Here is a 24,127-nt window from a genome sequence, read left to right as displayed (position 1 = left end):
TTATTTTTACATCTATATATATTATATTATACAAGACAGGCTCTCAAAACGTTTTAAAAATAAAAAGATCATATTTTCAATAAATGACCCGGAGAATCACCAGTAACGCATGTGCTTATTTTCACAATGAAGCCATGAATTTTCACATGTATTTGCATGTTATAAATTTATGCGCGTTAAGCGCGTTAAATAAGTACACTTAATGGGTATTTTTATAAAGATGTTCAATCAAATCGTTGCCACACACAAAATGAATAATCACAATCAATTTTATTCATTTTTTTGTATGAGTATTTTTTCGTGATTTTCAAATCGTCTCTATATATTCATATGCTAAAGCGCCGGAAAATGTTAATAATTAAACACTTCAATAAGAAATTCCAAACGCTTCCTTCTAAAAAACAATGACATTACAATTGATTCAACTCATTAAAAATGATATAATTTTCCAAGCATCTTTCATTATTCTATATTTTCGAATCTTTTTCAAACAACAAACAAAGGAGGGCATTAAATTGAGTGAAAAAAATTTTTTAGCACCCGCAGAGATATGTGACTACACTTCGCACGTAGGTCTGGGCAAGGTTAGTCTCACATCTTTGAAACAAATTCTTTTGGGATTTCTCGCAGGAGCATTCATCGCGTTTGCTTCAGAAGGATCCAACATGGCAGCATTCAACCTTTTCGCAAATCCTGAGACGTATGGGCTTGGAAAAGTTCTTGCCGGCTCTATATTCGGCACAGGACTTATGCTTGTCGTGCTTTGCGGCGGAGAGCTTTTCACCGGTAACACTCTTATTATGATAGGCTTGTTGCAGGGACGTATAAAGCTGCGAGACATGCTTAGAAACTGGACTTTTGTATACATAGGAAACTTCATAGGCTCTGTGTTCATAGCTTACATGATGGTAGAGTCTGGACTTTTCAACAGCGGAGCCAACGTGCTCGGAGGCGTCACCCTAAAGATAGCATCGTACAAGGTTTCTCTTCCATTCATGTCAGCCTTCTATCTTGGCATAATGTGTAACTGGCTTGTGTGCCTTGCTGTCTGGATGTCATACGGCGCCAAGGACATGATCGGAAAAATATTTTCTATTTTCTTCCCTATATGGCTGTTCATAACTTCAGGCTTTGAACACAGTGTAGCAAACATGTACTACATACCGGCCGGAATACTTGCAAAATCAAATCCTGACTGGGTTGCAGCTTCTCATCTAACTCCAGAAAAGCTTGAAGCTCTAAACTGGCAGAGCTTTTTCGTAAACAACCTGCTTCCCGTTACTTTGGGCAACATAGTTGGCGGCGGGTTGCTTGTTGGCGGAGTATACTGGTTTGCATACCTTAAGGACCAGAAGGTTTGTGAAGAGAAATAATACTCAACAAATAGAACTCTTTTAAATTCAATGTGAAGTCTTTTAATTTCAATAAAAAGACTTCTTTTTTTATTTCAAAATCGAATCCCACGGAATAAATGGCCTTCAACTTTCTTTTAAGGAACAACAATTAATATTTAAAACATTGGAAAAGCGATAGTAATTGGAATTAGCATTTTCAAAAATAAGTGTCCAGGGTATAAATAGAAAAGCTGCGCATCAAACATATTGAGAATATGCTCGAGGAGGAATATATATGAGCGGAAAAGTACTGATCTATGGTGGAAGCGGCGCTGTAGGATCGGCAAGCGCCAGGCTTCTAAAAGAAATGGGATATGACCTTCACCTTGCAGGATCAAACGAAGAGAAGCTTGAAAAAATTGCCAATGAGCTTGGAGCCGGCATGAGCGTAGCGGATATAAGGGATCCAGAGTCATTCAAAAGGGTGTCTGAGGAAGCGGGAAAGGATCTGGCCGGACTTATATACGCAGTAGGGACTATAAACCTCAAGTCTGTGAGAAGACTCGAAGCGGAGGAATTCATGAACGACTTCAAGATGAATGCCTTGGGTGCAGTTCTTGCGGTTCAGGCGGCAATTCCCGCGCTTAAAAAGCATCAGGGCTCGTCTGTGGTGTTCTACTCAAGCGTTGCTGTTCAGCAGGGACTGTCGATGCACTCATCTCTCAGCATGGCAAAAGGCGCGGTGGAAGGGCTTGTCAGGGCCCTGGCTGCAGAGCTGGCTCCTCAGATACGTGTAAACGGAATTGCTCCTTCGCTGCTTCAAGACAGTGACTTGTCTTTAGGAATACTTAAGGACCAGAATGCCATAGATTCGATGGCAAAAAACCATGCCCTGAAGAGGCTGGGGAAATCCAAGGATATAGCGAGCCTCACCTCATTCCTGATTTCCGACAGGGCAGGCTGGATAACCGGCCAGATAATAGGAGTTGACGGCGGCCGATCGGTAATACAGGTTTAAATACAGAGCTTTTGCATTAAAAATCGAGCTTACAAGTGCGTTTTTTAAACCACTGAGCTTTACTAAATTTTTAGGCCCTTTAACGGCCTTTTTTTTTGCCGCATACAGACTATATAAAATGTTTTTTACGCTCGGATTGTAATTATTTGTATTTTAGTGTATACTGTTTACATAATAACTTATCCTAGCTATTTGTTTTCGGGTTTCAATTAAATTGAGGTGATATTTATGAAGAAAAACATGTTGGCAGACATGTCTCTTTTTTTGATTACTATTCTTTGGGGTTCCACGTTCGTGCTCTGCAAAATTGTGCTCGAAACAACAGGAACTTTCAATTTTCTTGCGATAAGGTTTTTCATAGCTTTTGTTATTCTTGCTGCGATTTTCTGGAAGAAACTTGTGTCTGCAGACAAGTCGACATTAAAGCACGGCTTGATTATAGGCATCGTGCTCTTTTTTGCATACGCCACCCAGACTCTCGGGATTTTCTATACCACCGCTTCGAAGGCCGGCTTTATAAACGGCTTTTCAATTGTGCTCGTTCCAGTTATAAGCGCACTGATTTTCAAGGATTCACCCAAAGCCGAAAACATAATAGGGATTGTCATGGCAATAGCCGGTTTGGCGTTCCTGACTTCAGGTACGTCAGGAAATTTTTCAGTAAATGTCGGTGATATAATCGTTTTCATTTCGACTTTCGGATATGCTCTCCAGATTCTTTCAGTGAGCCACTACTCGAAGATTTCTGATCCGATTATTTTATCCATAATACAAATCGGCGTAGTGTCTGTGCTGTCGGCAGTTTTCAGTATTGTGTTCGAGGTTCCTGCAATACCCCAGGGAGCGACCGTCTGGTCATTCATTATAATAATGGCTGTTTTTGCAACGGCCCTGTGCTTCCTTGTGCAAAACACTATGCAAAAGCATACTACTCCGACAAGGGCAGCGCTTATTTATCTTGGGGAGCCTGTGTTTTCAGCATTCTTTGCATTCATAATACTAGGCGAAGTGCTCTCCGGCCAAGGTATCATTGGCTGCATTCTGATATTTGCAGGCATGCTGGTGTCGGAGCTCGAATTCATGTCATACTTCAAGCAGAAAATAAATCCATTGGAATACAAAAAGGCCTCGTAGCAAACGAGGCCTTTAATATTCCAACATTCCAGTCAATTTACATATTGTGCTGCAGCTAATAGCCCCTTTTCAGATCAACCATGTTGACAAGAGTTCTATTGTCCCTGTATCTTTTGAGGTTTTCGAAAATCATCTCAAAACGCCTTTCATCCCTCATCTGTGATACCCATGAATTGTGCGGAGTCACAAGCACGTTTTGCATCTCCCAGAGCTTGGATGACTTGTCTAGAGGCTCCTGCTCAAATACGTCGAGTGCCGCCCCGAGGAACTTGCCCTCCTCCAGCTTTTCAATGAGAGCATCTTCGTCCATTATACTTCCTCTGGATATGTTTATTATCACGGAGCCATCCTTCATCATTCCCAGCTTTTGCTTGTCCATAATATGATGCGTGGAATCAGTATAGGGAATCGAGAGCACGAGAGTGTCGCACGCTCGAAGGAACTCTTCAAGTTCTTCGAGCGAATAGCAATTTTCAAAGCCCTCTACATCCCTGCCTTTTGTATTCAGACCGATAAGCCTGGTTCCAAAACCAGAAAGCCTCTTCGCAGCCTCCTGGGCAATTGTGCCTGTTCCGAGAAATCCTATTGTGGTGCCGTAGATTTCATATACATTCTTGCTGAGCTTCCATGTTTTGTTTTTCTGATTTTCGTAGAAAAAACGGCTGTTTTTGTATATTTCGAGGATCTTAAGGACTATCCACTCACCCATCGGTATGCTGTAGCCGCCCCTGTTGTTTGTAAGCAGGATACCATTTTGGGTTATGAAATCGTGCGATACCTGGTCCACTCCTATGCTTGAGAGCTGGACCCACCTTAGCCTTTTCATCCTGGTTATGTCGAATGTGCGGAATGGATCATAGCATATCAGGATTTCAGCGTCATCAGTCTCTTCATCGTTGACCATGTTGTCTTCATGCCTGTATACGAGCTCGTAACCGAGCTTTCTTAAGGCATTCATCTTTTCATCGCCGTAGTTGTAGGTTATCAGGGCTTTCATATTTCCAATCCCCCGATTTTTATTTTATTCCGTTCTGGAGCTCTTCCGGTAGGTATTTAATCAGTTTTGCCGGCTCGGTAGCGCCCAGAACTTTTGCAAGTGAAAAAAATCTCACGAAAACGTCTGAAACGTCTTCTTCCTTCCCAAGTCTTTGCGCCCTTGCAACATACATGGCAAGCTCTATAGCTACGTCAAACTCGTTCCTTTGTATTGGGGTTGGTGTTAGTGTTATATTGTCACTCATCTCTTTTCCTCCTAATGTTTTATATGCTCTTCTATTTATTTTACATGAAAAATGTAATTTTGAAAGCAACAAGTTGTTTTGCCATCGGTGTGGGTAAGTAAATAATAGTGCTATAATATTCATATGAAAATACACCAACTCAAGTACTATATAATTCTCCAGAGAGGTAATCCACTATGAAAAAATCACTCGCATCACTCTGCATTGTATCAATCCTTTTTATTTTCAGCGCCTGTCAAAGCTCCGATCTGGACTACTATACAGGCTCTGTCGAAAGTGACTCCTACAGCGTCTCCACCGAAGTCGGCGGAATAATCGAGGAGATATATGTCAAGGAGGGCGATACCGTCAAAAAAGGCGACAAACTGGCACGTATAAATGTCGATTCACTGCGACTGGAACTCGGACGTTTACAGGCTCAGTCAGGAGCCTCAAAGGCTGCGCTCGACAAGACCTTTAAAGGCTCTAGAAGCGAGGAGATTGAAAAAGCCAGGATACAAGTTAACCAACAGGAGACCGTGGTAAGCAGCAATCAGCAGGACTACAACTACAGGCTTGAAAACCACAATACCATAGCCCAGCTTTACGAATCTGACGCTGCGTCCGAGCAGTCTCTTAAGGACTCCAAAGCGGTGCTTGATGCAGCCTCCTCTAAACTTGAAAGCTCAAGGCAGCAGCTTGCATACCTAAGAGAGCAATTGCAGCTTGTGCAAAATGGCTCCACAAAAGAGGACATAGATATTTCTAAGAGCAATCTTGATGCTGCCCAGTGGAGCATTAAATCGCTCGAGGATAATATAGCCAAAGAATTCGTCTATGCAAATTCAGACGGCGTGATAGAGTCGCTCAATTACCTCGGCGGAGAATATGCACCGATATTCACAAGAATTGCCAACATAAACAATCTGTCAAATCTGTGGGTCAAGATATATGTCGAAGAAAAGAACCTTGGCAATGTCAAGCTAGGAAAAGAGGTAACAATGGATGCCGGCCTTGACGGTGCAGACAGCATAAAGGGCAAGGTGGTCTACATAGCCTCCGAAGGCGAGTTCACTCCCAAGAACATCGAATCCAAGGAGAACAAGCAGGAGATAGTCTACGAGGTCAAAATAAAGGTGCTTGACCACATTGATGCTGTCAAACCCGGCGTGCTTGTGGATGTGTATCTGGGGGATTCCAAATGACGAATGAAAATATGGCAGTCTGGACAAAAGGCCTCACCAAGCGCTTTGGCGAGCTAGTGGCGGTCAACGGCGTAAGCCTTGAAATACCAAAAGGCAGCATATACGGCATACTCGGGCCTAACGGAGCGGGTAAGTCGACTTTGATACGCATGCTCTGCGGCGTGCTGACGCCGACTTCCGGAGAGGGTGAGATATTCGGATATGACATTGTAAAGGAGTCCGAGAGGATAAAGCAGAGCATCGGCTATATGTCTCAAAAATTCAGCCTCTATGAGGACCTTACGGTTCTTGAGAATATAAGGTTTTATGCACAGGTCTATTCAGTTCCGGATAACATAAGAAACGAAAGAATAAGCCAAATTGTTAAAATGGCAGGTCTCGAAGGCAGAGAAAAGCAGCTGGCCGGCAATCTTTCCGGGGGCTGGAAACAGCGTCTGGCCCTTGGATGCACACTACTTCACAAACCCAATATGCTAATACTCGACGAGCCAACCTCAGGAGTCGATCCCGTTTCACGAAGGGTATTCTGGCAGATAATACACAAGCTTGCAAAGGAAGGTATAACAATACTTGTAACCACGCACTACATGGACGAAGCCGAAGGATGCGACGAGCTCATATTCGTCTTCAGCGGTCACATAATAGGCAAAGGCAGCCCCAAGGAGCTCATCGCTGAGAAGAACGCCAGGAATCTTGAGGATGTGTTCATTAAATATGTCGAGGAGGACACCGGCAAAAAGGTGGAAGCTTCATTTGAAGATATGAAATTCATACTCAAGGATAAAGAAGGTGACGGGCATTGAATATAAAAAGGCTGATGGCCGTAATAAAAAAAGAGCTTCTACATATACGGCGCGACAGGGCAAGCCTCATCATGGCTGTCATGATGCCGCTTATATTCATTTTTCTGTTTGGCTATGCAGTAAACACCGATGTTGAAAATATAGACATGGCAGTCCTGGATATGGACAAGAGCATGGAAAGCCGTGAACTTGTCAAAAAGTTTGAGGCCTCCAACTACTTCGTTCCATCTGTATATGTAAAGAATACAGGAGAGATTGAACGGCTCATTGACACCGGCAAAGTAAAATGTGCCATAATCATACCTTCCGGATTTTCAAAGACCGTTAACGGTTTTGGGGATTCCAGTGTGCAGCTAATAATAGACGGTGTCGACCCAACGATAGCAAGAACAGCGCTTCAAAGCGGTTTTTTGCTGTCTAAAAATTATTCGTTAGAGCGGCTGCCTCAATTGCAATCCAGCCAGCTCAACACTGGCGAACCGGGCCTTGATGTACGCACTAAAGTCTGGTACAATCCCAATCTCGAAAGCACGAAATTCACAATCCCCGGCCTGATAGGGCTTATTATGCAAAATATCACCGTTATACTTACGGCCTTTTCACTTGTAAGGGAAAAGGAGCGAGGCACCATAGAGCTCCTAATGGTCACGCCGATAAAGCCTGCTGAGCTAATTGTCGGAAAGATGGTGCCATATATTCTAATTGGCACGCTCGATTTTCTCATAGCCCTATTTTTCGGCACATACTGGTTTGACGTGCCCATAGCCGGCAACACCATGCTCCTTATAATCCTTGGGGTGATTTTCGTTATATGCTCGCTTTCCATAGGCATACTCATATCCACAATAGCCCAGACACAAGCCCAGGCCATGCAGATGGCTTTCCTATTTTTGCTGCCGAGCATACTTCTCTCGGGCTTCATATTTCCAAGAGAATCGATGCCTTTTCCCATAATGGTTGCAGGATATTTTATACCCCTGACCTATTTTTTGAAAATATTGAGGGGAATTATTTTAAAAGGCTCAGACTTTACAATACTTGCAAACGAAGTCTATATACTCCTTGCCTTCGGGATAGCTTTACTAGCTGTTGCATCTATAAGCTTCAAAAAAAGACTCGATTAAAAAACACTCGATCTAATTCAAAAACAGGCAGCCCCCACATTGTTTTGTGAGTTCTGCCTGTTTTTACTGTGTTGTTCTTGTGTTTATATCTTCATGCAACTGTGCATCTGGCTTGGTCTTGTTGAATATCTTGTATGCAATTATCATAACTATTAGGTATATTGCTCCGGAAACTCCAAAAGTCATTAGGCCTGCAAATATAGCAGCCAGCAGCAGCACAGGATGTATTCCAAGCGACGTGGAAACGAGCTTTGGTTCGACTATGTATCTAACAATAACCACAAATACGTAAAGTATCATTATGCCTATAGAGGTCCTGTAGTCTCCCAGTATTGCGTATATAACCACGAGCGGCCAGTATACAGCTCCTACTCCAAGGACGGGTATTATATCGAACACTGCCGCCACGATGCTGAGTATTACAGCGTACTTAATTCTTAGTATGAGCGAAAATCCTACTAGTGTCTCAACGAATGTTATCATATATATAATGGCATAAGATTTTACAATCTTGACAAACAGACTTACACCTTCTTCCAAGACATTCAGCACTCTTTGCTGGCCTTTTTCCGAGAATATTCCAAATGTGCTATTCTTTATTTTGTCCATATCCCTAGTGAAAAAGTATGTCGATATGATAGTTATAAAAATCACTGCTATCCAAAGGGGTATTGAACCTGCGGCTGAAAGGAATTTGTTAAGGACCCTTCCGAGCATTCCAAGGGCGTTCTTTACTATATCCGTGATCTGGCTACTGTTTTTATTTATAAAGTCAGGATCTATATATTTCAAGTATATGTCAAACCTGCTAATCCACTCCTTAACAAGCTGTGTGACATAGTTTATGTCTATCGTTGTCAATGTCGAAAGCATCTGCTTTGCCTCCGAAACCATCTTGTAGGAAAGCAGAAATATAAGGGTGAAAAAAAGTATATATACAAGCACAGAGGCAATAAGCGATGTAATTCCGTTGGAAATTCCGATCCTTTCCTTTAGCAATTTGACAAGCGGCTGAATGGAGAGGGCTATTATGAATGCTATTATAAACGGAAATGTATATGCTGCGGTCCAAAAAAAAGCTACAAATGCTATCGTGTAGAATATGGCAAATATTCCGAATCTCCGCGCGCTCTTCATGAAACTCTCGCTAAAAATATCATTAAAACTGCTTCTTATTTTATCCATCATATTATTTATCTTAAACCCCCGTGTATGTTTTAACATATCAGCAATTTGAAATTTTTGCTATTTTCTTTAGCCCTAATATATTACATCAGAACCTGCATGTCAACATCTACAGAGCTCTTATCATTATATTCTAATCTTTGATATGCATGAAAAAGCGGTGTCATATGCAGTTCGAGTTTTTTTCTGCAATAACACCGCCGCATATTTTAGTCTCCATCCAGAAGCCTTCCAAGGCCTCCCAGCAAACTGCCCTCGTCCTTGGATGTGCCTCCGCCTCCCATATGGCGCGATGCCGATATCATCCTGTCGGCAAGCCTGCTAAAAGGAAGCGATTGGAGCCACACCTTGCCTGGCCCTTTGAGCGTCGCAAGCACTATTCCCTCGCCTCCGAATATAGCGCTCTTTATATCGCCCATGAACTGGATGTCGTAGTCGACTCCACTGGTAAACGCCACCAGGCAGCCTGTGTCTACCTTAAGCAACTCTGCTTGGCTGAGTTCCTTTTCTACTATAGCTCCGCCGGCATGAAGGAATGCGAATCCATCGCCTTCTAGTCTTTCCATTATGAAGCCTTCTCCGCCAAAAAGTCCTACGCCTATTTTCTTCTGAAATTCCATCTGCACCGATATTCCCTTTGCCGCACACAGGAACGCATCCTTCTGGCAAATTATCCTTCCGCCGTATGCATTCAGATCAAAAGGAACAATTTTTCCGGGGTATGGAGCCGCAAATGCAACCTTCTGCTTTTGGCTTCCCTTGTTCGTAAAGAGCGTCATGAAAAGACTCTCGCCCATTATTACTCTCTTGCCTGCTCCGAGCAGCTTGCCCATTAAGCCCGTTCCTTCTCCCTTGCCTGAAGCGTCGCCAAGAACAGCCTCCATCTGTATGCCGTTCTCCATGTAGAGCATGGCTCCCGCTTCCGCAATGACGCTTTCTCCAGGATCAAGCTCTATTTCCACAAGCTGAAGATCGTCTCCGTGCAGCGTGTAATCTATTTCATGCGCTCTTTGCATCTATTCTTCCCCCTCATGTTCTATGGCACCATCACCATAACTGATGTGGCCTTGATTACTGCAGTAGCTTCGTCACCCACCTTGATGCCCAAATCTCTTAGCGCATCCATTGATATGGTAGATGATATACGGTTTCCTTCGCATATTTCTATTACAACCTTCGCACTTACCACGCCTTCTTGAATCTCAACTACTTTTCCTTTAAGCTGGTTTCTCGCACTCAGTTTCATAATTATCACTCCTTATATACTTAATCATATGCATTTCCATTAACGTGTCCACACATTTATTATTTACCCATTTTATATGATTTACACACTGATTTTGGATTAACACTCTACAAATATAATATGAAGTATTAATCATTTTTGGGGTAAAAAATATATAAAGCTTGAATACATCGGCAAATACCATTATGCAGTACAGTATGTGCTTATGAGAATTATATGTCTAAGGAGGGATCATATTATGAAATCAGAGCTTGAAAACAAGAAGTGCGTTCCCTGCGAACTTGGAACAAATCCGCTCAACCACTCTGATATAATGGTGTTTTCAGACATTCTCAGCGACGGCTGGGAGGTTATTAACGACGTTAAAATCGAAAAAAAATTCAAGTTCAAGGACTTCAAGGAAGCGCTCGAATTCACAAACAAGGTTGGCGCACTAGCCGAGGAGGAGGGCCATCATCCCGACATACAGCTGTCCTGGGGCAAGGTTGTAATATCTCTTACAACCCATAAAATACATGGGCTTTCCGAGAACGACTTCATAATGGCCGTAAAAATCGATAAGCTATAACCATTCGGGCATCAAAAGAGGGCATGACTACTCATGCCCTCTTTTTTGTGCCTATTCCATCCGAAAAAAATATCCATAAAAGCATTCCTGATAGAATAGCCATTATAACCAAATAAAGTCTCGGCTGCCACATCAGGTAGTTTGCCTGCGCCGAGTTGAATTCCCTCAGGCCGTGGTTGATCGTCCTGAAAATCGTGAATGCAAGCGAGCAGGCTATGAACACAATACCATCCTTTAGGCTTTTTTTATTAAGATATACGGCCAATAGCATTATTGCCGCCGCAGCAAGCAGCTCGTATATCTGCGTGGGATGAACGGCGTGCGATTCTAAAGGAATATTGAGTATTGTGAAGTTCGCAGCCTTGTCTTTGAAGTGGTATGAATAGGCTGGACTTCCCATGGGGAATCTAATTCCCCATGGAAGCTCTGTCTCCTTACCGTAACAGCAACCATTAAAAAGACATCCTATTTTCATAGTCCCAATCCCGACGCATATTGCAGGCACGAGAATATCGGCGATTTTCAAAAGCCTCAGCCTCATAATGATAACAGCCAAGCCTCCAAGCAATGCGCTCCCTAGAATCCCGCCATAGAGTGCAAAATTAGTTGCCGAGATATCAGTTATCTTGAAAGCCTTTTCAATGTAAAGCTCCCTGTTGAGCATGTAGTGCAGCAACCTGGCTCCCAAGAAAAATCCCGCTCCTATCGTCAGCGTAAGCGCAACTGCTTGCTTCACAGTTAGTTTTTCCTTTATTAAGGCCATATAACATATCGCCATTGCCGCTGCTGCAGATATGGCCATGAAAAGCTTGTATGAGTTGAACGTCAGCATTTTCAATCCCATTATGCTTATTTGAGGATCCATAATTTATGCCCTTTGTTTAATTTCACTACGGCTGTGCAACTACGGCCGGAGCCTGCTTCGACTTCGAGACATTCCATGTGCCGCTCATGCTTAGTCCTGCTTTTTCAAGAGACTCTGGAAGTTTAAACTTGAAGCTTCCATTAAGTCCATATGATGTCTGATCCTCTGACGCATATCCTATAAACACAACCGAGCTGTCGCTTTCATCCGAAATGGTGAAACTCACCTGTCCGCTCTTGTAGCTTATAGGCATAGGACCATTGCTGTCTCCGTCCAAAGTTATTGTCACGTTACCGCTGCCCGACTTATCCATTGTAATGTTCAATGACATTGGTCTTGCAACGCCTTTCATGGCTTCAAGCTCCTTCTTGATGGCGTTCCAGTCCAGGTTGAAATCACAGCCGGCTTCACTCTCTATCTGCTGTTCCTGCTCTTGCGTTTCAAATTCAGGGAACGTGATGTTCGTAATGGTCATGTTGCCATTCCAGGCGCCTGCCATGGCTTCAGCCGGCGGATATATCTCTATATTGAAATTGTCCTTGATGTATTTTGCATATCCCGAATAGCCTTCTGTGTACCATATCATCGTGAGGCTTATTATGTGGTCCATGCCTATCTTACCGTTGTTATAGCCGCTTGCCATAAGCTCCTTGCTCTTTGTATCCTTTAGTATCTTCTCCTTTAGGTGCATCAACACATCAAGCCTTTGTTCCAGGTCGTAGCCCTTGTCGAAACCGAATGAGCCCTTCTCGAGAAGCCCCTTCTCCTTGTATTCCGCTACAAGCTGCTTTATCTCCTGCTCCTTCTTTGCCAGCTCTTCCTCCTGTTTTAGCCTTCTTTCAAACTGGCTCTGCAGATCCTTGCTTACCTTGTCTTTTATCTTGTTTTCTTCTTCAGCAGTCAGCGGCGGATGTCCTGCCTCGGCCCTTATCTGGTTTTGCTTTTTAACCGCTTCTATCTCGAGCTGTCTTGCGGCTCCCCTCATCTGCTCATATACCGAGTCAAAATCTCCTTTTTCAACGTTGTAGCCGCCCCACCACCATTTTTGAGAGGCACCGTTTTTGAAGGCCTGGTATGCTGCTTCGACCTCCTTGTTTTTCCATGATTCGATTTCGTTTTCCACAGCAGCTATGGCAACCTTGCCTACAGTGGTTATTACAAACTTATCTGCTATGTTCTCACCTATTATCTTGGCAGCGTCGTATTTTCTTCCCTCAGCAAGATATCCCAGGGCTGTAGATGCAGCCTTGACTGTTTCTATGCCGTCATCCGCTGTAACGCCCTTCAAAAGCTTTGAAAGAGTTCCTTCAGACACGTTGTCCACTATCTTCTTGCCAACAAGCACGTTGAAATTCTGGTTGAATGTTATGTAATCTCCATCTTTAACAGACTTGGCCATGTTGGCCCATTCGTCGTCATTGAGCAGGCTGGCAAGCACCTTCTTCTTGGTGCTCTCGTCGCTCATGCCGAGCTTATCCTTAAGTATGTGATCCACTGCCTGCTCTACAGCCTTGTTGACCTTGTCGTCCATTCCCTTCTGGGTCCAGTCGGCAAGCGCCTTGTTCTTTGTGTACTCCTCTATCTTTTGGTCCACGGTGATTTTTCCGTAGCCGAAAAGACTAAAGTGGCAGGTTGTAAATGTCATTGTTCCGGCATCCAGATCCACGCTGTCAGGCTTTATGTACTCCCATTTGTTGCCGTCGTAATAAGAAATCCAATAATCCGAGGGCATTGTGTCCTCGCTTATTGTGCTCTTGTCGAGCGCGAATGTCACCTGAACCGGATTGTTAGTCCTTGTGAATTCGGCATCGCACTGTACCTCAACTGGCGCACCTATCGGCTCGAATTTCTTTGAAACCACATTGGGCACCTTGTCTGGTGTGTATATCTTGAGCTTTGTCGGACTGTCAAATGATTTTCCGGGAATTTTCACCTGAACCTTGTCCTTTTCAATGCTGCCAATACTCAGCTCCTCGTCCGCCGCGCTTATCTCTATCGGCGCTTTTATAGCCTTCTCATAGGACCATTTGAGATCCCCCTTTTCCTTGCCGCTATCACACCCTGTCTGCAGGAGCGCTGCACCTATTGCAAGCGCAAATAGGCACGACTTGAGTAATGTGCTCTTTTTTTTCGCCATATGTATTGTTCCACCTCCATTGTTTGGTTGGTATTTATTATACCAGACCGTTTCAACTATAATCAAAATTTATTCGCATTTGCCAAAAACAAAAAGATCCTGCCTATTATAATATTGGGCAGTATCTTTTACGTATTTTTTACGGTGCAGTATGCTATTTTTTGCCAACCCTATCCAGTGCCTTCAGTATGCCATAAAGTATGGCGTGCGGCCTTGGCGGGCAGCCCGGAACGTAAACGTCGACAGGCACTATGCAGTCAATGCCATTCCTTGTGGCGTAATTGTCCCTGAATATGCCTCCGCTGCACGCGCATGCACCTACGGCAACCACAAGCTTCGGATCAGGAGTGGCATTGTATGTCTTTATGAGCGCAAGCTCCATGTTCCTTGTTGCAGTTCCTGTCACAAGCAACATGTCGGCATGCCTTGGCGAAGGCACGAAACGAATTCCGAACCTTTCTATGTCGTTGAACGGATTGTTGAGTCCGTTTATCTCATAATCACAGCCATTGCATGAGCCGGCATCGACCACTCTTATCTGGAGGCTCCTGCCGTATATTTTCTTTATCTTCTCTTTTACTTCTCTTTGTATGAGCTCGTACCTCTCGTCGGGTATATCCCGCTCCTCTATCACAAGCGGCGTTTTTCTAAGCAGCCTCCTGTCCTTCTGTGCAAGCTCGAACTCGCTGGTCATCCTGGCCGCCCCGCTTGCACATACATCTTCACACCTTGCGCAGAATATGCACTCGTCCAAGTTTATACCGATGACGCCTTTTTCGTCCCTCACTATGCAGCCAGAAGGACATGCGCTTATGCACTCATTGCAGCCTGTGCATTTGGAATTGTCTATTTCCGGTTTGCCTATGAAATCCGGCAAATCCAGCGGCTTTTTAGGATATTTTTGAGTGAGCCTTGGGTACTGAATAATTTTTTTAATCATTCCAAACAAAGTATATCACCTCTATAAGTCATTCCCAGCATATGATAGGTTGAAGCTTTTGTTTATAATAGGAAAATCCGGAACTATGTTTCCCCTTACCGCTTCGCAAAGCGCCGGCCAGTTGCAGAACGATGGCGTCCTTACCTTGTACCTGTATATATCGTTGTTTTCGCCCGACATTATCCAGTGAATGTTCTCGCCTCTTGGCGACTCTGTATATCCAAGAGCCGAAACGTAAGGAGGAAGGAAGTCTATTTTGCTGCACATGCTACCACTCTCAAGCATGTTTATCCCCTGCATTATGAGTTTTATTGACTGAATGCATTCCTCGAGCTTTACATTCAGCCTGCAGTTTACATCGCCGTTGTTGTGCATTGAAACTTCAAATTCCATATCGCCGTAAGCCTCATAAGGAAATGACTTCCTGACATCGTAGTGAACTCCAGAAGCCCTGCCTGCAGGCCCTGTCGCATTCAGGTCTATCGCCGTCTTTTTTTTGAGTGTGCCTGTATTTTCAACCCTGTCTATATAGAGACTTTTCGCCTTTATTATGTCTATAGTTTCAAGCAGCTCCTTTTCTATCTTTATCATCATTTCAATTATCCTTTTCTCATTGCCTTCCAGAAAATCCTTTCTTACCCCACCCGGGGTGTTGACACTCCTTAAAAACCTAGAAGTACAAACAGCCTCAACAAGCTGGTATGTCCAGCCCCTCATCATCCTGAACTGGAATGTGGCGAATCCATAGCCTATATCCAGGCAAACGCCGCCTATATCTCCAAGATGGCTCGTAAGGCGCTCTAGCTCTGCAAATATCACCCTTGTGATCTGGGCCCTGCGCGGAATCTGAACACCTGCTATCTTCTCAACAGCCTGGCAGTAGGCCAATGCGTTTGAGAAGGTCTCATCTCCCGAAATCCTCTCCGATACATAAAAGCACTTTTTAAAGTCCATGCCCTCGCACATTTTCTCTATGCCCTTGTGAACAAAATATAGCTGGGCTTCCAGATTAATTATGGGCTCTCCCGCAACGCTGAACCTGAAATGCCCTGGCTCAATTATGCCAGCGTGCACAGGCCCTACTGGAATCTCGTACACCCCTTCTCCCTTAACCTTCATGAATTCCTGCCTTCTTGAAGCAAATGCAGGTTTCCTGCTCCTGTCATAGGTCTTTCTCAAAGGATACTCGCCCTCAGGCCAGTTTCCGTGAAACACCATGGGCTTTAAGCTCTCATTGCCCTCCGCCTTAATTCCGAAAAGATCATGAATCTCCCGCTCATAAAATGAAGCCGAATGTATAAAGTCTGAAACTGAAGGATAGCTCATTTTCTCGCTGTCGACCGCCATCCTTGCAATTATGAAAGCTCCTCTTTCTGCATCCGCAAATACATAGTAAATTGCAAACTCACCTGATGGAAGCAGTGTTTCGTCGCTGGCAAACATGCAGGCAAGCTTCATGCCTTTGTCCCTGCACAAAAGCTCGGCCATTCTTCTGACATCAACCTCATTAACACCAATTCTCATTTCATTTTCGTGCACTATATTGTAATTTAGACAGCTTTCACCAAAGCCGGCTCTTAGCTCTTCAATAATGTCTTCCATTTTCTTCATGTCCTATCCCCCGGTAACAATTCTTTGAGCGTCCATAAGAAGCTTCAGGACGCCATTAGGCATAAACACCCCAGTCACGGTTATTACTCCAATCATGGCAACGAGCACAGCGTCAGCATATGGGCTTGGTTTCAAGCTCTTTTGCTGTTCTCCTTTTGCATTCCCATAAAAAATCTTAAACAGTGTCACAGCAAAGCCCACAAACACCAGCGCAAGCAGGAAAAGAAACGCTGTTCCCGCAAGATAGCTGCCATTCTTGAACAATGCCACAACCATGCCAAGTTCGCTTGAAAATATGCTGAATGGCGGCATGCCTGTAATCGCAAATATCCCCAGCATAAACACAACTCCGGTTATAGGCATTGACTTGAAAAGCCCCTTAACTTTGTAGATATCCTTCGTCCCGTACCTTTGATATATGTTTCCGGCCGAAAGGAAAAGCATTGACTTTGTAAAGGAGTGGTTTATCATGTGCATTAGCGAGGCGAGCACTGACGCCGGAGTGAACACGCCAAGTCCGAGAGCTATTATCCCCATATGTTCTATGCTCGAATATGCAAGCAGCCTCTTGTAGTCTCTTTGCGTAAGTATGAACACGGCAGCCGTAAGTATAGAAAGCAATCCAAGAGCCATGAGCGCTGCTCCGGCAAAACTGCCGCTCCCCATTGCCTTGTTTAGTATGGCAAGGCCTCTCATTATCCCGTACATGGCGTTGTTGAGCAAAACCCCCGAAAGCATTGCACTGACAGGAGATGGAGCCTGGCTATGGGCATCAGGAAGCCATGTATGCATAGGTGCCAGACCTGCCTTTGTTCCAAATCCGACAAGCATGAATATGAATGCTAATCTAAGCAGATTCAAGTCAAGCTCTTTTGCATGCTCGTACAGATAAGTCCATGATAGCTCCGTCCCGGCATCCTTTATAATTCCAATGGATGAAATATGAAGCACTATTATTCCCAAAAGCGCTATGGCTATCCCCACGGAGCATATGATTATATACTTCCACGAAGCCTCAAGGGAGCGCTTGTTATTTTCAAAACCCACCAGAAACACGGATGCCAGCGTCGTAGCCTCAATGGCTATCCACATTATCCCCATATTAGGCGTGGTAAGCAACAGTATCATTGAAAATATAAATGCAAACAGCAGTGAGTAAAACAGCCTTAACCGCTTTAAGTCTATCTTGCCGCGCTCGAGCTCTTTTTTGAAATACCCAGCGCAATAAATCACTACAAAAAACGAAACCGCCAGCACAAGTCCCAGCACTATCATGCTTAGGCTGTCCACATAAAAAAACATCAAAACTCTTGATTCGACATGCCCAAGAGCGGCTACATCTAGTGAAAGTTTTATCCCTGCAGACAGCATTATCAAGGCTGCCGCAATTCCAAGCACAAAAATATGGCTTTCGCGCCTTGCCAGCCAAAAGGCTGCTATAGATACAATAGGTATCAGCAACAAATATGATATCATCCCTTTATCCCCTTAACCTCTTGAGTTTATTTATATCAGTAGTTTCCAGCTGCTCATTTATCTTGAACACCATAATCCCCATTATTATAACTGCAGTTATAAGGTCTATGAATATTCCAACATCCACAAGCACAGGCATGCCCCCTGAGGCAAAAAGTGCTGCGGCGAATATGCCGTTTTCCATTACAAGCAGTCCCACTATCTGTCCTATCGCCTTTTTCCTGCTTATCATGAAGAAAAAGCCTATAAATATAACGGATACGGAATTTGCAAGAAACATGCCAAGCTCGCTGGCTTCAGCTCCTATTGCCGACGATATCGAAAAATAGTTGAATACCGCTATAGCGCAGCAAACAAGCACCAGCAGCGGTATGTTATAGAAAAAATTCTTTTCAACCTTGTAGTCTACATTTGCAAATGTGCGTCTAAGAAGCCTTGGAATGTAGTAGACCTTAAGGGCCACTATCAGAAAACATACAAGCATTATTTCAACCGCTCCGTGACCCTCTATGTTCTCAAAACCAATCATGAATGCCGCAAGCGCCAGAAGGGCAGACTGAGCCTGGAAAGTCTTTATATATGAGTTTGTCCTCTTGTTGGATACAAGCACAAAGCACGACAAGAGTATGAGCACCGACAATATCTGCATTATCTCCAAATCAAATACCTCCCCCTGTGAAATGCTGAAGGAATCCTACGAAAGACGCTATGAACGAAAGAGCCGCAAGGTTCGGTATGCTGAAAAACCTCAGCTTCACCGTACCAGCCTCTATTAATGCCACAACAACTGAAATGACTGCCACCTTTGCAATGTAAACAAACAGCGAAGCCATGGCTCCCGCAAATCCGAGCCCCGCATAGACGGCCGTGCCTGCAGGTATGAATACATTGGCTATTATTGTTATGAATATGAGCTGCTTTATAAATGCTCCAAGCTCCATCAGTGCCAGATGCCTTCCAGAATATTCAAGGATCATGGCCTCGTGCACCATTGTAAGCTCTAGATGCGTAGCCGGGTCATCAACAGGTATTCTTGAGGATTCAGCTATTAGAACCAGTACTATGGAAAACAGCAAAAGCATGTACGAAGGCTGCACTATTGCAGGCCCCAGCTTGGCCGAATGAAGCATAATCTCGCTGAGCGATGTGCTCTTGGCTGCAAATCCCAACGTAAGCACTGCAACTATGAGCGAAGGCTCAAAAAGCGCGCCTATCATCATCTCCCTGCTGCTGCCCATGCCCCCGAAAGTGCTTCCAGCGTCAAAGCCAGATATGGCCATGAAAAATTTCCCGAGCGCAAGTATATATATCACAATGAATACGTCACCTGCCAACGGCTTTGCAGCAAGCCCCGGCAAAATCGGCACAAAAGCGCATGCCGCAGCAGAAGATGCAAACATTATGTAGGGAGTGGCATTAAACACCCATGATGTCTGGTTTGATACAACCATGTCCTTTGTAAAAAGCTTTATTATATCCAGATATATCTGGTATATGGGCGCTCCCTTTCTCTTTTGTGTAAATGCCTTTATCTTGTTAATAATCCCGCCTACTAGCGGCGCGACGAGTATGAACAGTGCCATTTGAATGGCATAGTATGACAAATCCGCCAATTGAATCCCTCCGTTAAACCAAGCTGTTGTATATCATGAAGACAAACACCGTCACAAAAATATACATGAGATAACCGTGTATGCTTCCCGTCTGTACTGAAATCTTTGTTATAACAGATATTCTACTGAAAAACTCCGCAATAGGTCCGTACATGTATTTCTCAAATATGCTCTCTGTCTTGAGCGTATATTTGATGCTTTTGGGAGTATATAGTATACTGCCACTGTCTATCTTCAGCTCCCTTACAGGTCTGAAAAGAAGCCTCAGCACTATGCCAATTGGATTTGAAAATCCTGTCGAGGAGTACTGCATCCTCGGATTGAGCCTTTCAAAACCGCAGTCCCAAGTGGTGTAAATTCTTTTTTCTCGCTTGCCTCCAATAGCTGCAATCACCGCTGCCATTGCTATCGCGGCTGCAACGCCTGCTATTACTGCTGCAACAGGCGTTATTTGCGATGCATCGAGGCTAAGGCTGTAAACCGGCGCCACTCCAAACCCGTTCATGCCCTGCATTATGGAGCTTCCGCTGAGCGTGTAGAACGCTTTGGCTGCTACTCCTATGAGCAGCTTTGGAAATATTCCTATACCGATGCAAAGCAGCGCGAGAAATCCGCTTGCCAGTGACATTGACACCGGAACCTCCTTTGCCTTTTGAGCACTTGAGCTCCTAGGGCTCCCCATAAAGCAAATTCCTATGAGCTTGACAAAGCAACCTGCCGCAAGCGCACCTGCAAGACCAAGCGATGCTGCTCCCAGCACCAAAGCCACGTTGATTGTGCCCATTTCCGAACTTATGCCCATTATGAATGCCTGGTATGTCAGCCACTCTCCTATGAAGCCGTTGAAGGGCACCGCAGCCGAAATAGCCAGCGACCCCACTAGCATAAAAAGCCCCGTAAGCGGCATTGTCTTCATCAGTCCCCCAAGCTCGTTCATCTGCTTGGTTTGCGTTGAAAACTCAATTGAGCCAGCCGACATGAAAAGCAGTCCCTTGAAGACCGTGTGGTTGAAGCAATGAACCATTGCCGCTGTAATTGCAAGTGCTTTGAGCATGTAATCTCCGCTGTGGCTTGCTATCCCTGCTATGCCTAAGCCCATGAGTATTATTCCTATGTTTTCTATGCTGCTGAAGGCAATCATACGTTTTATGTTGCTCTCCATGTATGCATATGCAACGCCGATCACCGCAGAGAGAATTCCTACAGCGAGTATTGCCATGCCCCACCACATTGAATCAGCCTTCAGGATATCGAACACAAAACGCAGCAAACCGTATATTGCCGTCTTCGCCATTATTCCCGACATAAGCGCCGATATGTGGCTTGGCGCCACTGGATATGCTGATGGCATCCATATGTGAAGAGGCACTACGCCGGCCTTTGCTCCAAATCCTATAAGAAACAGTACAAAAAGTACGTTCTTAATTGTACTCGGAACAGCGGCTGCCTCCGAAGCAAACTCAAAGCTGCCTGTATAAGCATATATTATTGTAAACGCCGCAAGCAGGAATGCAGTTCCCACATGCGTCATAATTATATAAAGCGTTCCAGCTTCAACGGTCTCCTTCTTTTCAGATTCGTACATAATAAGAAAATAAGAAAGCAGAGCCATGAGCTCCCAGGACATATAAAAAGTGACCATATTCCTGGCTACAAACACAAAAGCCATTGAAATTATAAAAAGTGCATAAAGGGAATTGAGAATATGTGTGTTGCTCTTTCCATAATACCGAGAAACGTAACCTACCGAATAAATCGATACAGGTATTGCCAGAACTGAAAGGGACAGGATGAAGAATGCAGATATGTTGTCTATTCCTATTGTAAAAGACAGATATGGTATATTTGTATTTGCTATGTTAAACGCCAAATCTCCGGCATTTCCAAGAAGCTTCATGAGAGATAAGACTATGCCAATAATTCCTCCTATGCTGCATAGAATCCCCGTGATATGATTGGCCAGCTCCTGGTGTCTTTTCATTAATAGCGGAGCTCCTGATGCCATTAGATATACCAAAATCATTATTGAAAATAATTTTTCCAAACTTGCCATTTCCATTGCTGCTCCTCCTGTCATAATTTCGTGCAATTGCTGCAATGGGCATTAGCACATCTTGATTAGAATGTATTGAAAAATGTGCAGCAATGTCCACTAATGCTTGAAGATATGCTCTACTATTGCTATGGCATACCTATTGAAATCCGAGTTTTTTTGATTTATAATTGATTGAGTGATGTCCACTAATTTAAAATATCATGTCCACTAATATTAGTCAATACTCGGAGGTAGCTTTTGAATAAAATGCGTGAAGTCTCAAACGAAGGCAGGGAACTGATAAACAGCTTCATATCGTCTCTTTCTGAAAAAAATCTCAACTCAAAGACGATCCAGGAATATTCTGCCGACCTTAAACACTTCATCGGCTGGCACGAATACCAGGGCATGGACACATGCCAGAATATGCTCATATTTTCTTTCGACCAGATATGCGTCAGGGAGCTTGAAACATACAAGGAAGCAATGCAAAATCTGAAGCTTAAGCCCTCGACCATCAACAGAAGGATTTCAACGCTCAAGCTTTTCTTTGACTGGGCCTACCACTGCGGCCTTTCGGTCAGGAATCCTGCAAAGCATGTAAGGCTAAACCCCGTGCAGAAGGGCAAGCCTCGTGAAATCACTCAGGACGAGGAAAAAAGGCTCCTCGACACCGTAAAGTCCCACGGCACCCTGCGAGACCAGGCTATGCTAAAGCTCATGATACATACAGGAATTCGCGTCGGGGAGGCTTGCAGCCTTATGATATCCGACATAAGCGTATCGAAAAAGAGCGGCTCGATAAGCATTGTTTCGGGGAGCCAAACAAGGAAAATCCCACTCAATTACGCCTGCGCCTCCGCACTTGAAAGGTATGTCTCTTCTTTAAAAATTGCCGGAGACGGCCCACTTTTCCGCTCCGAAAAGACTGGGGAAAAGCTTACCGAAAGAGCCGTGAGGTATATAGTGCGAAAATACATGGTGCTTGCGGGCCTTGAAGGCCTCAGCGCCTACTCCTTCCGCCACAGCTTCGGCTACAAAAAGGCTCAGAGCACGAGCCTGCACAAGCTTGCAGACATAATGGGGCATAGCAATCTCAGCACCACCATGTCATACGTTAAAGCTTCTGACGAGGAAAGCAAAGGTAACGAATAGATATCTGTCTCTTTTCAGGAAATCAACTCCTGAAGGAGACAGATTTTTTTGCCTGGAAAATCGAAAAAGGCAGACTCAAAAGAATCCGCCCCTAAAATATATTGCGACACTACATGTGCTTTTTATGCTTTTGACTCCACGTACTTTTCATAGCCATTCCTTCTAAGATTGCATGCCGGGCATTCCCCGCAGCCGTCTCCGATGATGCCGTTGTAGCATGTGAGAGTCTCATTTTTTATGATATCCAACACGCCAATCCTGTCTGCGAGCCCCCAGGTCTGGGCCTTGTCGAGCCACATCAGAGGAGTGTGTATTACAAAATCGTATTCCATGGCCAGATTTGCCGTGACGTTGAGCGATTTTACGAATATGTCCCTGCAGTCAGGATAGCCGCTGTAGTCGCTTTGGGACACTCCTGTGACTATGTGCTTTATGCCCTTTTGCTTTGCGAATATGGCCGCAAATGTGAAAAACAACATGTTCCTTCCGTCCACGAACGAATTTGGAAGGCTGCCTTCCTCTACTTCCTTGTCAACATCCATGTCCAATCTTGTAAGCGAGTTGGATGTGATCTCGCCCAGCAGTCCCAGGTTCATGGTGTGGTGCTCAACTCCGTATTTTTTGCATATGGCTTTTGCACAGTCGAGTTCAAGTACGTGCTTTTGACCGTAGTCGAATGAGAGAGCAATTACATCTGCGAATCTCTCTTTTGCCCAAAAAAGGCAGGTAGTGCTGTCCTGCCCCCCGCTGAAAACTATAAGCGCCTTTTCATTTTCCATATGTTATACTCCCCTTTTATCGCTGTCCCATATGAATTTGTGCAGCTGCAGCTGGAGGCTGACACCGTTCATGTAGTGGCTTTTCATGTACTCTACTATTTCGACGGGATCTATTTCGCCAAACACAGGGCTGAAGTAGACTCGGGTCTTCTTGTCAAGTTCGTACTCCTCTATAACATCTTTCGCCCTGTCTATGTCGTCAAAGCTGCCCACCACAAACTTGACAGCATCCCTCTTTGATACACAGGTCAGATTCTCAATATCCATATATGATTCCATGCCGCTGCTTCCAAGCTTGTAGTCGAGTGTGAACGAAGGCCTCCTTGGCGATATGTTCAAGAACGGCTCTATATCTATGCTTCCGTTTGTCTCTATCTCCACGTCAATTGAGCTGTCCTCTGCAAGCCTCTGCAAAAGTTCCATTATGCCGTATTGATTGAGCGGTTCTCCTCCCGTGAGTGTTACATTCGATATACCTGTTGATTGAATGTATTCATGGATATCCTGCGCACTCATCTTTTCAGCTTTTACGTCTGCCTCATTTGCCCACTTTGTGTCGCAATAGCTGCAGCTTAGGTTGCAGCCTGCAAACCTTATGAACACAGCCAACTGCCCCGTCTTTGCGCCTTCGCCATTTATACTTGCAAACTTTTCAACTACATTATACTCCAAGATGTCA

General features: G+C 44.3%; 23 protein-coding genes. 8 read left to right on the top strand and 15 right to left on the bottom strand.

The features are described 5' to 3' along the window. Positions 1–515: 515 nt before the first annotated feature. From EAL2_RS03560 to EAL2_RS03550, 3 genes are all read left to right on the top strand, one after another. Positions 516–1,373, top strand: coding sequence for a formate/nitrite transporter family protein (locus EAL2_RS03560; RefSeq protein WP_025435045.1), 858 nt, complete (start codon positions 516–518; stop codon positions 1,371–1,373). Between the two features lie 256 nt (positions 1,374–1,629). Beyond that, positions 1,630–2,352, top strand: coding sequence for an SDR family NAD(P)-dependent oxidoreductase (locus EAL2_RS03555; protein ID WP_025435044.1), 723 nt, complete (start codon positions 1,630–1,632; stop codon positions 2,350–2,352). Positions 2,353–2,580: 228 nt separating this feature from the next. Next, positions 2,581–3,486, top strand: coding sequence for a DMT family transporter (locus EAL2_RS03550; protein ID WP_025435043.1), 906 nt, complete (start codon positions 2,581–2,583; stop codon positions 3,484–3,486). Between the two features lie 55 nt (positions 3,487–3,541). Here the strand turns inward: EAL2_RS03550 and EAL2_RS03545 are convergent, their stop codons facing one another. Next, on the bottom strand, positions 3,542–4,483 hold the full coding sequence (locus EAL2_RS03545; protein ID WP_025435042.1) for a phosphoglycerate dehydrogenase: 942 nt from the start codon (positions 4,481–4,483) through the stop codon (positions 3,542–3,544). A 19-nt stretch (positions 4,484–4,502) separates the two neighbouring features. Beyond that, positions 4,503–4,727 (bottom strand): hypothetical protein, encoded by a 225-nt coding sequence (locus EAL2_RS03540; protein WP_025435041.1) that lies wholly within the window; start codon positions 4,725–4,727, stop codon positions 4,503–4,505. A gap of 176 nt (positions 4,728–4,903) precedes the next feature. Here EAL2_RS03540 and EAL2_RS03535 point away from each other — a divergent pair, with 176 nt between their 5' ends. Genes EAL2_RS03535 through EAL2_RS03525 form a run of 3 tightly spaced genes read left to right on the top strand, consistent with a single transcriptional unit; the run spans position 4,904 to position 7,838 of the window. After that, entirely contained in the window at positions 4,904–5,911 is a 1,008-nt protein-coding gene (locus tag EAL2_RS03535; protein ID WP_025435040.1) for an HlyD family secretion protein, read from the top strand. Next, positions 5,908–6,714, top strand: coding sequence for an ABC transporter ATP-binding protein (locus tag EAL2_RS03530; protein ID WP_051489070.1), 807 nt, complete (start codon positions 5,908–5,910; stop codon positions 6,712–6,714). The genes EAL2_RS03535 and EAL2_RS03530 overlap by 4 nt, the downstream gene beginning before the upstream one ends. Beyond that, the gene (locus EAL2_RS03525; RefSeq protein WP_025435038.1) at positions 6,711–7,838 is read left to right on the top strand and encodes an ABC transporter permease; all 1,128 of its coding nucleotides are present in this window, start codon (positions 6,711–6,713) and stop codon (positions 7,836–7,838) included. Before EAL2_RS03530 ends, EAL2_RS03525 begins: the two co-directional genes overlap by 4 nt. Positions 7,839–7,901: 63 nt before the next feature. On the opposite strand, the gene ytvI is transcribed toward EAL2_RS03525, so the two are convergent. From ytvI to EAL2_RS03510, 3 genes are all read right to left on the bottom strand, one after another. Beyond that, positions 7,902–9,026 (bottom strand): sporulation integral membrane protein YtvI, encoded by a 1,125-nt coding sequence (gene ytvI / locus EAL2_RS03520; protein WP_025435037.1) that lies wholly within the window; start codon positions 9,024–9,026, stop codon positions 7,902–7,904. Between the two features lie 206 nt (positions 9,027–9,232). After that, the gene (locus EAL2_RS03515) at positions 9,233–10,039 is read right to left on the bottom strand and encodes a TIGR00266 family protein (protein ID WP_025435036.1); all 807 of its coding nucleotides are present in this window, start codon (positions 10,037–10,039) and stop codon (positions 9,233–9,235) included. A 20-nt stretch (positions 10,040–10,059) separates the two neighbouring features. Beyond that, positions 10,060–10,269 carry a TOBE domain-containing protein gene (locus EAL2_RS03510; protein ID WP_025435035.1) on the bottom strand — a complete coding sequence of 70 codons (210 nt, stop codon included), beginning with the start codon at positions 10,267–10,269 and terminating at the stop codon, positions 10,060–10,062. Positions 10,270–10,507: 238 nt separating this feature from the next. Between EAL2_RS03510 and EAL2_RS03505 the strand changes: the two genes are divergently transcribed. Further along, positions 10,508–10,837, top strand: coding sequence for a 4a-hydroxytetrahydrobiopterin dehydratase (locus tag EAL2_RS03505; protein WP_025435034.1), 330 nt, complete (start codon positions 10,508–10,510; stop codon positions 10,835–10,837). Positions 10,838–10,868: 31 nt separating this feature from the next. On the opposite strand, the gene EAL2_RS03500 is transcribed toward EAL2_RS03505, so the two are convergent. The 8 genes from EAL2_RS03500 to EAL2_RS03465 form a co-directional block, all read right to left on the bottom strand. Continuing rightward, positions 10,869–11,702, bottom strand: a complete 834-nt coding sequence (locus tag EAL2_RS03500) for a prolipoprotein diacylglyceryl transferase (RefSeq protein ID WP_025435033.1) — start codon at positions 11,700–11,702, stop codon at positions 10,869–10,871. Positions 11,703–11,727: 25 nt separating this feature from the next. Beyond that, positions 11,728–13,839 carry a hypothetical protein gene (locus EAL2_RS03495; RefSeq protein ID WP_025435032.1) on the bottom strand — a complete coding sequence of 704 codons (2,112 nt, stop codon included), beginning with the start codon at positions 13,837–13,839 and terminating at the stop codon, positions 11,728–11,730. Between the two features lie 154 nt (positions 13,840–13,993). Then, positions 13,994–14,779, bottom strand: coding sequence for an NADH-quinone oxidoreductase subunit NuoB (nuoB, locus tag EAL2_RS03490; RefSeq protein ID WP_242842489.1), 786 nt, complete (start codon positions 14,777–14,779; stop codon positions 13,994–13,996). A 21-nt stretch (positions 14,780–14,800) separates the two neighbouring features. Next, positions 14,801–16,390, bottom strand: coding sequence for a hydrogenase large subunit (locus tag EAL2_RS03485; protein WP_025435030.1), 1,590 nt, complete (start codon positions 16,388–16,390; stop codon positions 14,801–14,803). A gap of 3 nt (positions 16,391–16,393) precedes the next feature. Further along, positions 16,394–17,866: a hydrogenase 4 subunit F gene (locus EAL2_RS03480; protein ID WP_025435029.1), complete on the bottom strand. Its 1,473-nt coding sequence runs from the start codon at positions 17,864–17,866 to the stop codon at positions 16,394–16,396. Positions 17,867–17,870: 4 nt separating this feature from the next. Then, on the bottom strand, positions 17,871–18,524 hold the full coding sequence (locus tag EAL2_RS03475; protein ID WP_025435028.1) for a hydrogenase: 654 nt from the start codon (positions 18,522–18,524) through the stop codon (positions 17,871–17,873). Between the two features lies 1 nt (position 18,525). Then, the gene (locus EAL2_RS03470; protein ID WP_025435027.1) at positions 18,526–19,479 is read right to left on the bottom strand and encodes a respiratory chain complex I subunit 1 family protein; all 954 of its coding nucleotides are present in this window, start codon (positions 19,477–19,479) and stop codon (positions 18,526–18,528) included. A 13-nt stretch (positions 19,480–19,492) separates the two neighbouring features. Continuing rightward, positions 19,493–21,538 (bottom strand): proton-conducting transporter transmembrane domain-containing protein, encoded by a 2,046-nt coding sequence (locus EAL2_RS03465; RefSeq protein WP_025435026.1) that lies wholly within the window; start codon positions 21,536–21,538, stop codon positions 19,493–19,495. A gap of 243 nt (positions 21,539–21,781) precedes the next feature. On the opposite strand from EAL2_RS03465, the gene EAL2_RS03460 reads away from it, so the two are divergent. Further along, positions 21,782–22,669 (top strand): tyrosine-type recombinase/integrase, encoded by an 888-nt coding sequence (locus tag EAL2_RS03460; RefSeq protein ID WP_038602289.1) that lies wholly within the window; start codon positions 21,782–21,784, stop codon positions 22,667–22,669. Between the two features lie 122 nt (positions 22,670–22,791). Here the strand turns inward: EAL2_RS03460 and queC are convergent, their stop codons facing one another. Further along, complete coding sequence (queC, locus tag EAL2_RS03455) at positions 22,792–23,448, bottom strand: 7-cyano-7-deazaguanine synthase QueC (RefSeq protein ID WP_025435024.1); 657 nt, start codon at positions 23,446–23,448, stop codon at positions 22,792–22,794. A 3-nt stretch (positions 23,449–23,451) separates the two neighbouring features. Continuing rightward, positions 23,452–24,120: a putative 7-carboxy-7-deazaguanine synthase QueE gene (queE, locus tag EAL2_RS03450; protein ID WP_025435023.1), complete on the bottom strand. Its 669-nt coding sequence runs from the start codon at positions 24,118–24,120 to the stop codon at positions 23,452–23,454. Positions 24,121–24,127 lie beyond the last annotated feature (7 nt).

The organism is Peptoclostridium acidaminophilum DSM 3953 (assembly GCF_000597865.1).
Classification (GTDB): Bacteria; Bacillota; Clostridia; order Peptostreptococcales; family Peptostreptococcaceae; genus Peptoclostridium_A; species Peptoclostridium_A acidaminophilum.
This window is presented reverse-complemented; position numbering and strand designations above follow the sequence as displayed.

What these genes read in the sequence shown, in the direction of transcription:
- EAL2_RS03555 (WP_025435044.1), top strand. Translation starts at nt 1,630, where the DNA reads ATGAGCGGAAAAGTACTGATCTATGGTGGAAGCGGCGCTGTAGGATCG.
- EAL2_RS03550 (WP_025435043.1), top strand. Translation starts at nt 2,581, where the DNA reads ATGAAGAAAAACATGTTGGCAGACATGTCTCTTTTTTTGATTACTATT.
- EAL2_RS03545 (WP_025435042.1), bottom strand. Translation starts at nt 4,483, where the DNA reads ATGAAAGCCCTGATAACCTACAACTACGGCGATGAAAAGATGAATGCC.
- EAL2_RS03540 (WP_025435041.1), bottom strand. Translation starts at nt 4,727, where the DNA reads ATGAGTGACAATATAACACTAACACCAACCCCAATACAAAGGAACGAG.
- EAL2_RS03535 (WP_025435040.1), top strand. Translation starts at nt 4,904, where the DNA reads ATGAAAAAATCACTCGCATCACTCTGCATTGTATCAATCCTTTTTATT.
- EAL2_RS03530 (WP_051489070.1), top strand. Translation starts at nt 5,908, where the DNA reads ATGACGAATGAAAATATGGCAGTCTGGACAAAAGGCCTCACCAAGCGC.
- ytvI (WP_025435037.1), bottom strand. Translation starts at nt 9,026, where the DNA reads ATGATGGATAAAATAAGAAGCAGTTTTAATGATATTTTTAGCGAGAGT.
- EAL2_RS03515 (WP_025435036.1), bottom strand. Translation starts at nt 10,039, where the DNA reads ATGCAAAGAGCGCATGAAATAGATTACACGCTGCACGGAGACGATCTT.
- EAL2_RS03510 (WP_025435035.1), bottom strand. Translation starts at nt 10,269, where the DNA reads ATGAAACTGAGTGCGAGAAACCAGCTTAAAGGAAAAGTAGTTGAGATT.
- EAL2_RS03505 (WP_025435034.1), top strand. Translation starts at nt 10,508, where the DNA reads ATGAAATCAGAGCTTGAAAACAAGAAGTGCGTTCCCTGCGAACTTGGA.
- EAL2_RS03500 (WP_025435033.1), bottom strand. Translation starts at nt 11,702, where the DNA reads ATGGATCCTCAAATAAGCATAATGGGATTGAAAATGCTGACGTTCAAC.
- EAL2_RS03495 (WP_025435032.1), bottom strand. Translation starts at nt 13,839, where the DNA reads ATGGCGAAAAAAAAGAGCACATTACTCAAGTCGTGCCTATTTGCGCTT.
- nuoB (WP_242842489.1), bottom strand. Translation starts at nt 14,779, where the DNA reads ATGATTAAAAAAATTATTCAGTACCCAAGGCTCACTCAAAAATATCCT.
- EAL2_RS03485 (WP_025435030.1), bottom strand. Translation starts at nt 16,390, where the DNA reads ATGAAGAAAATGGAAGACATTATTGAAGAGCTAAGAGCCGGCTTTGGT.
- EAL2_RS03480 (WP_025435029.1), bottom strand. Translation starts at nt 17,866, where the DNA reads ATGATATCATATTTGTTGCTGATACCTATTGTATCTATAGCAGCCTTT.
- EAL2_RS03465 (WP_025435026.1), bottom strand. Translation starts at nt 21,538, where the DNA reads ATGGAAATGGCAAGTTTGGAAAAATTATTTTCAATAATGATTTTGGTA.
- EAL2_RS03460 (WP_038602289.1), top strand. Translation starts at nt 21,782, where the DNA reads ATGCGTGAAGTCTCAAACGAAGGCAGGGAACTGATAAACAGCTTCATA.
- queC (WP_025435024.1), bottom strand. Translation starts at nt 23,448, where the DNA reads ATGGAAAATGAAAAGGCGCTTATAGTTTTCAGCGGGGGGCAGGACAGC.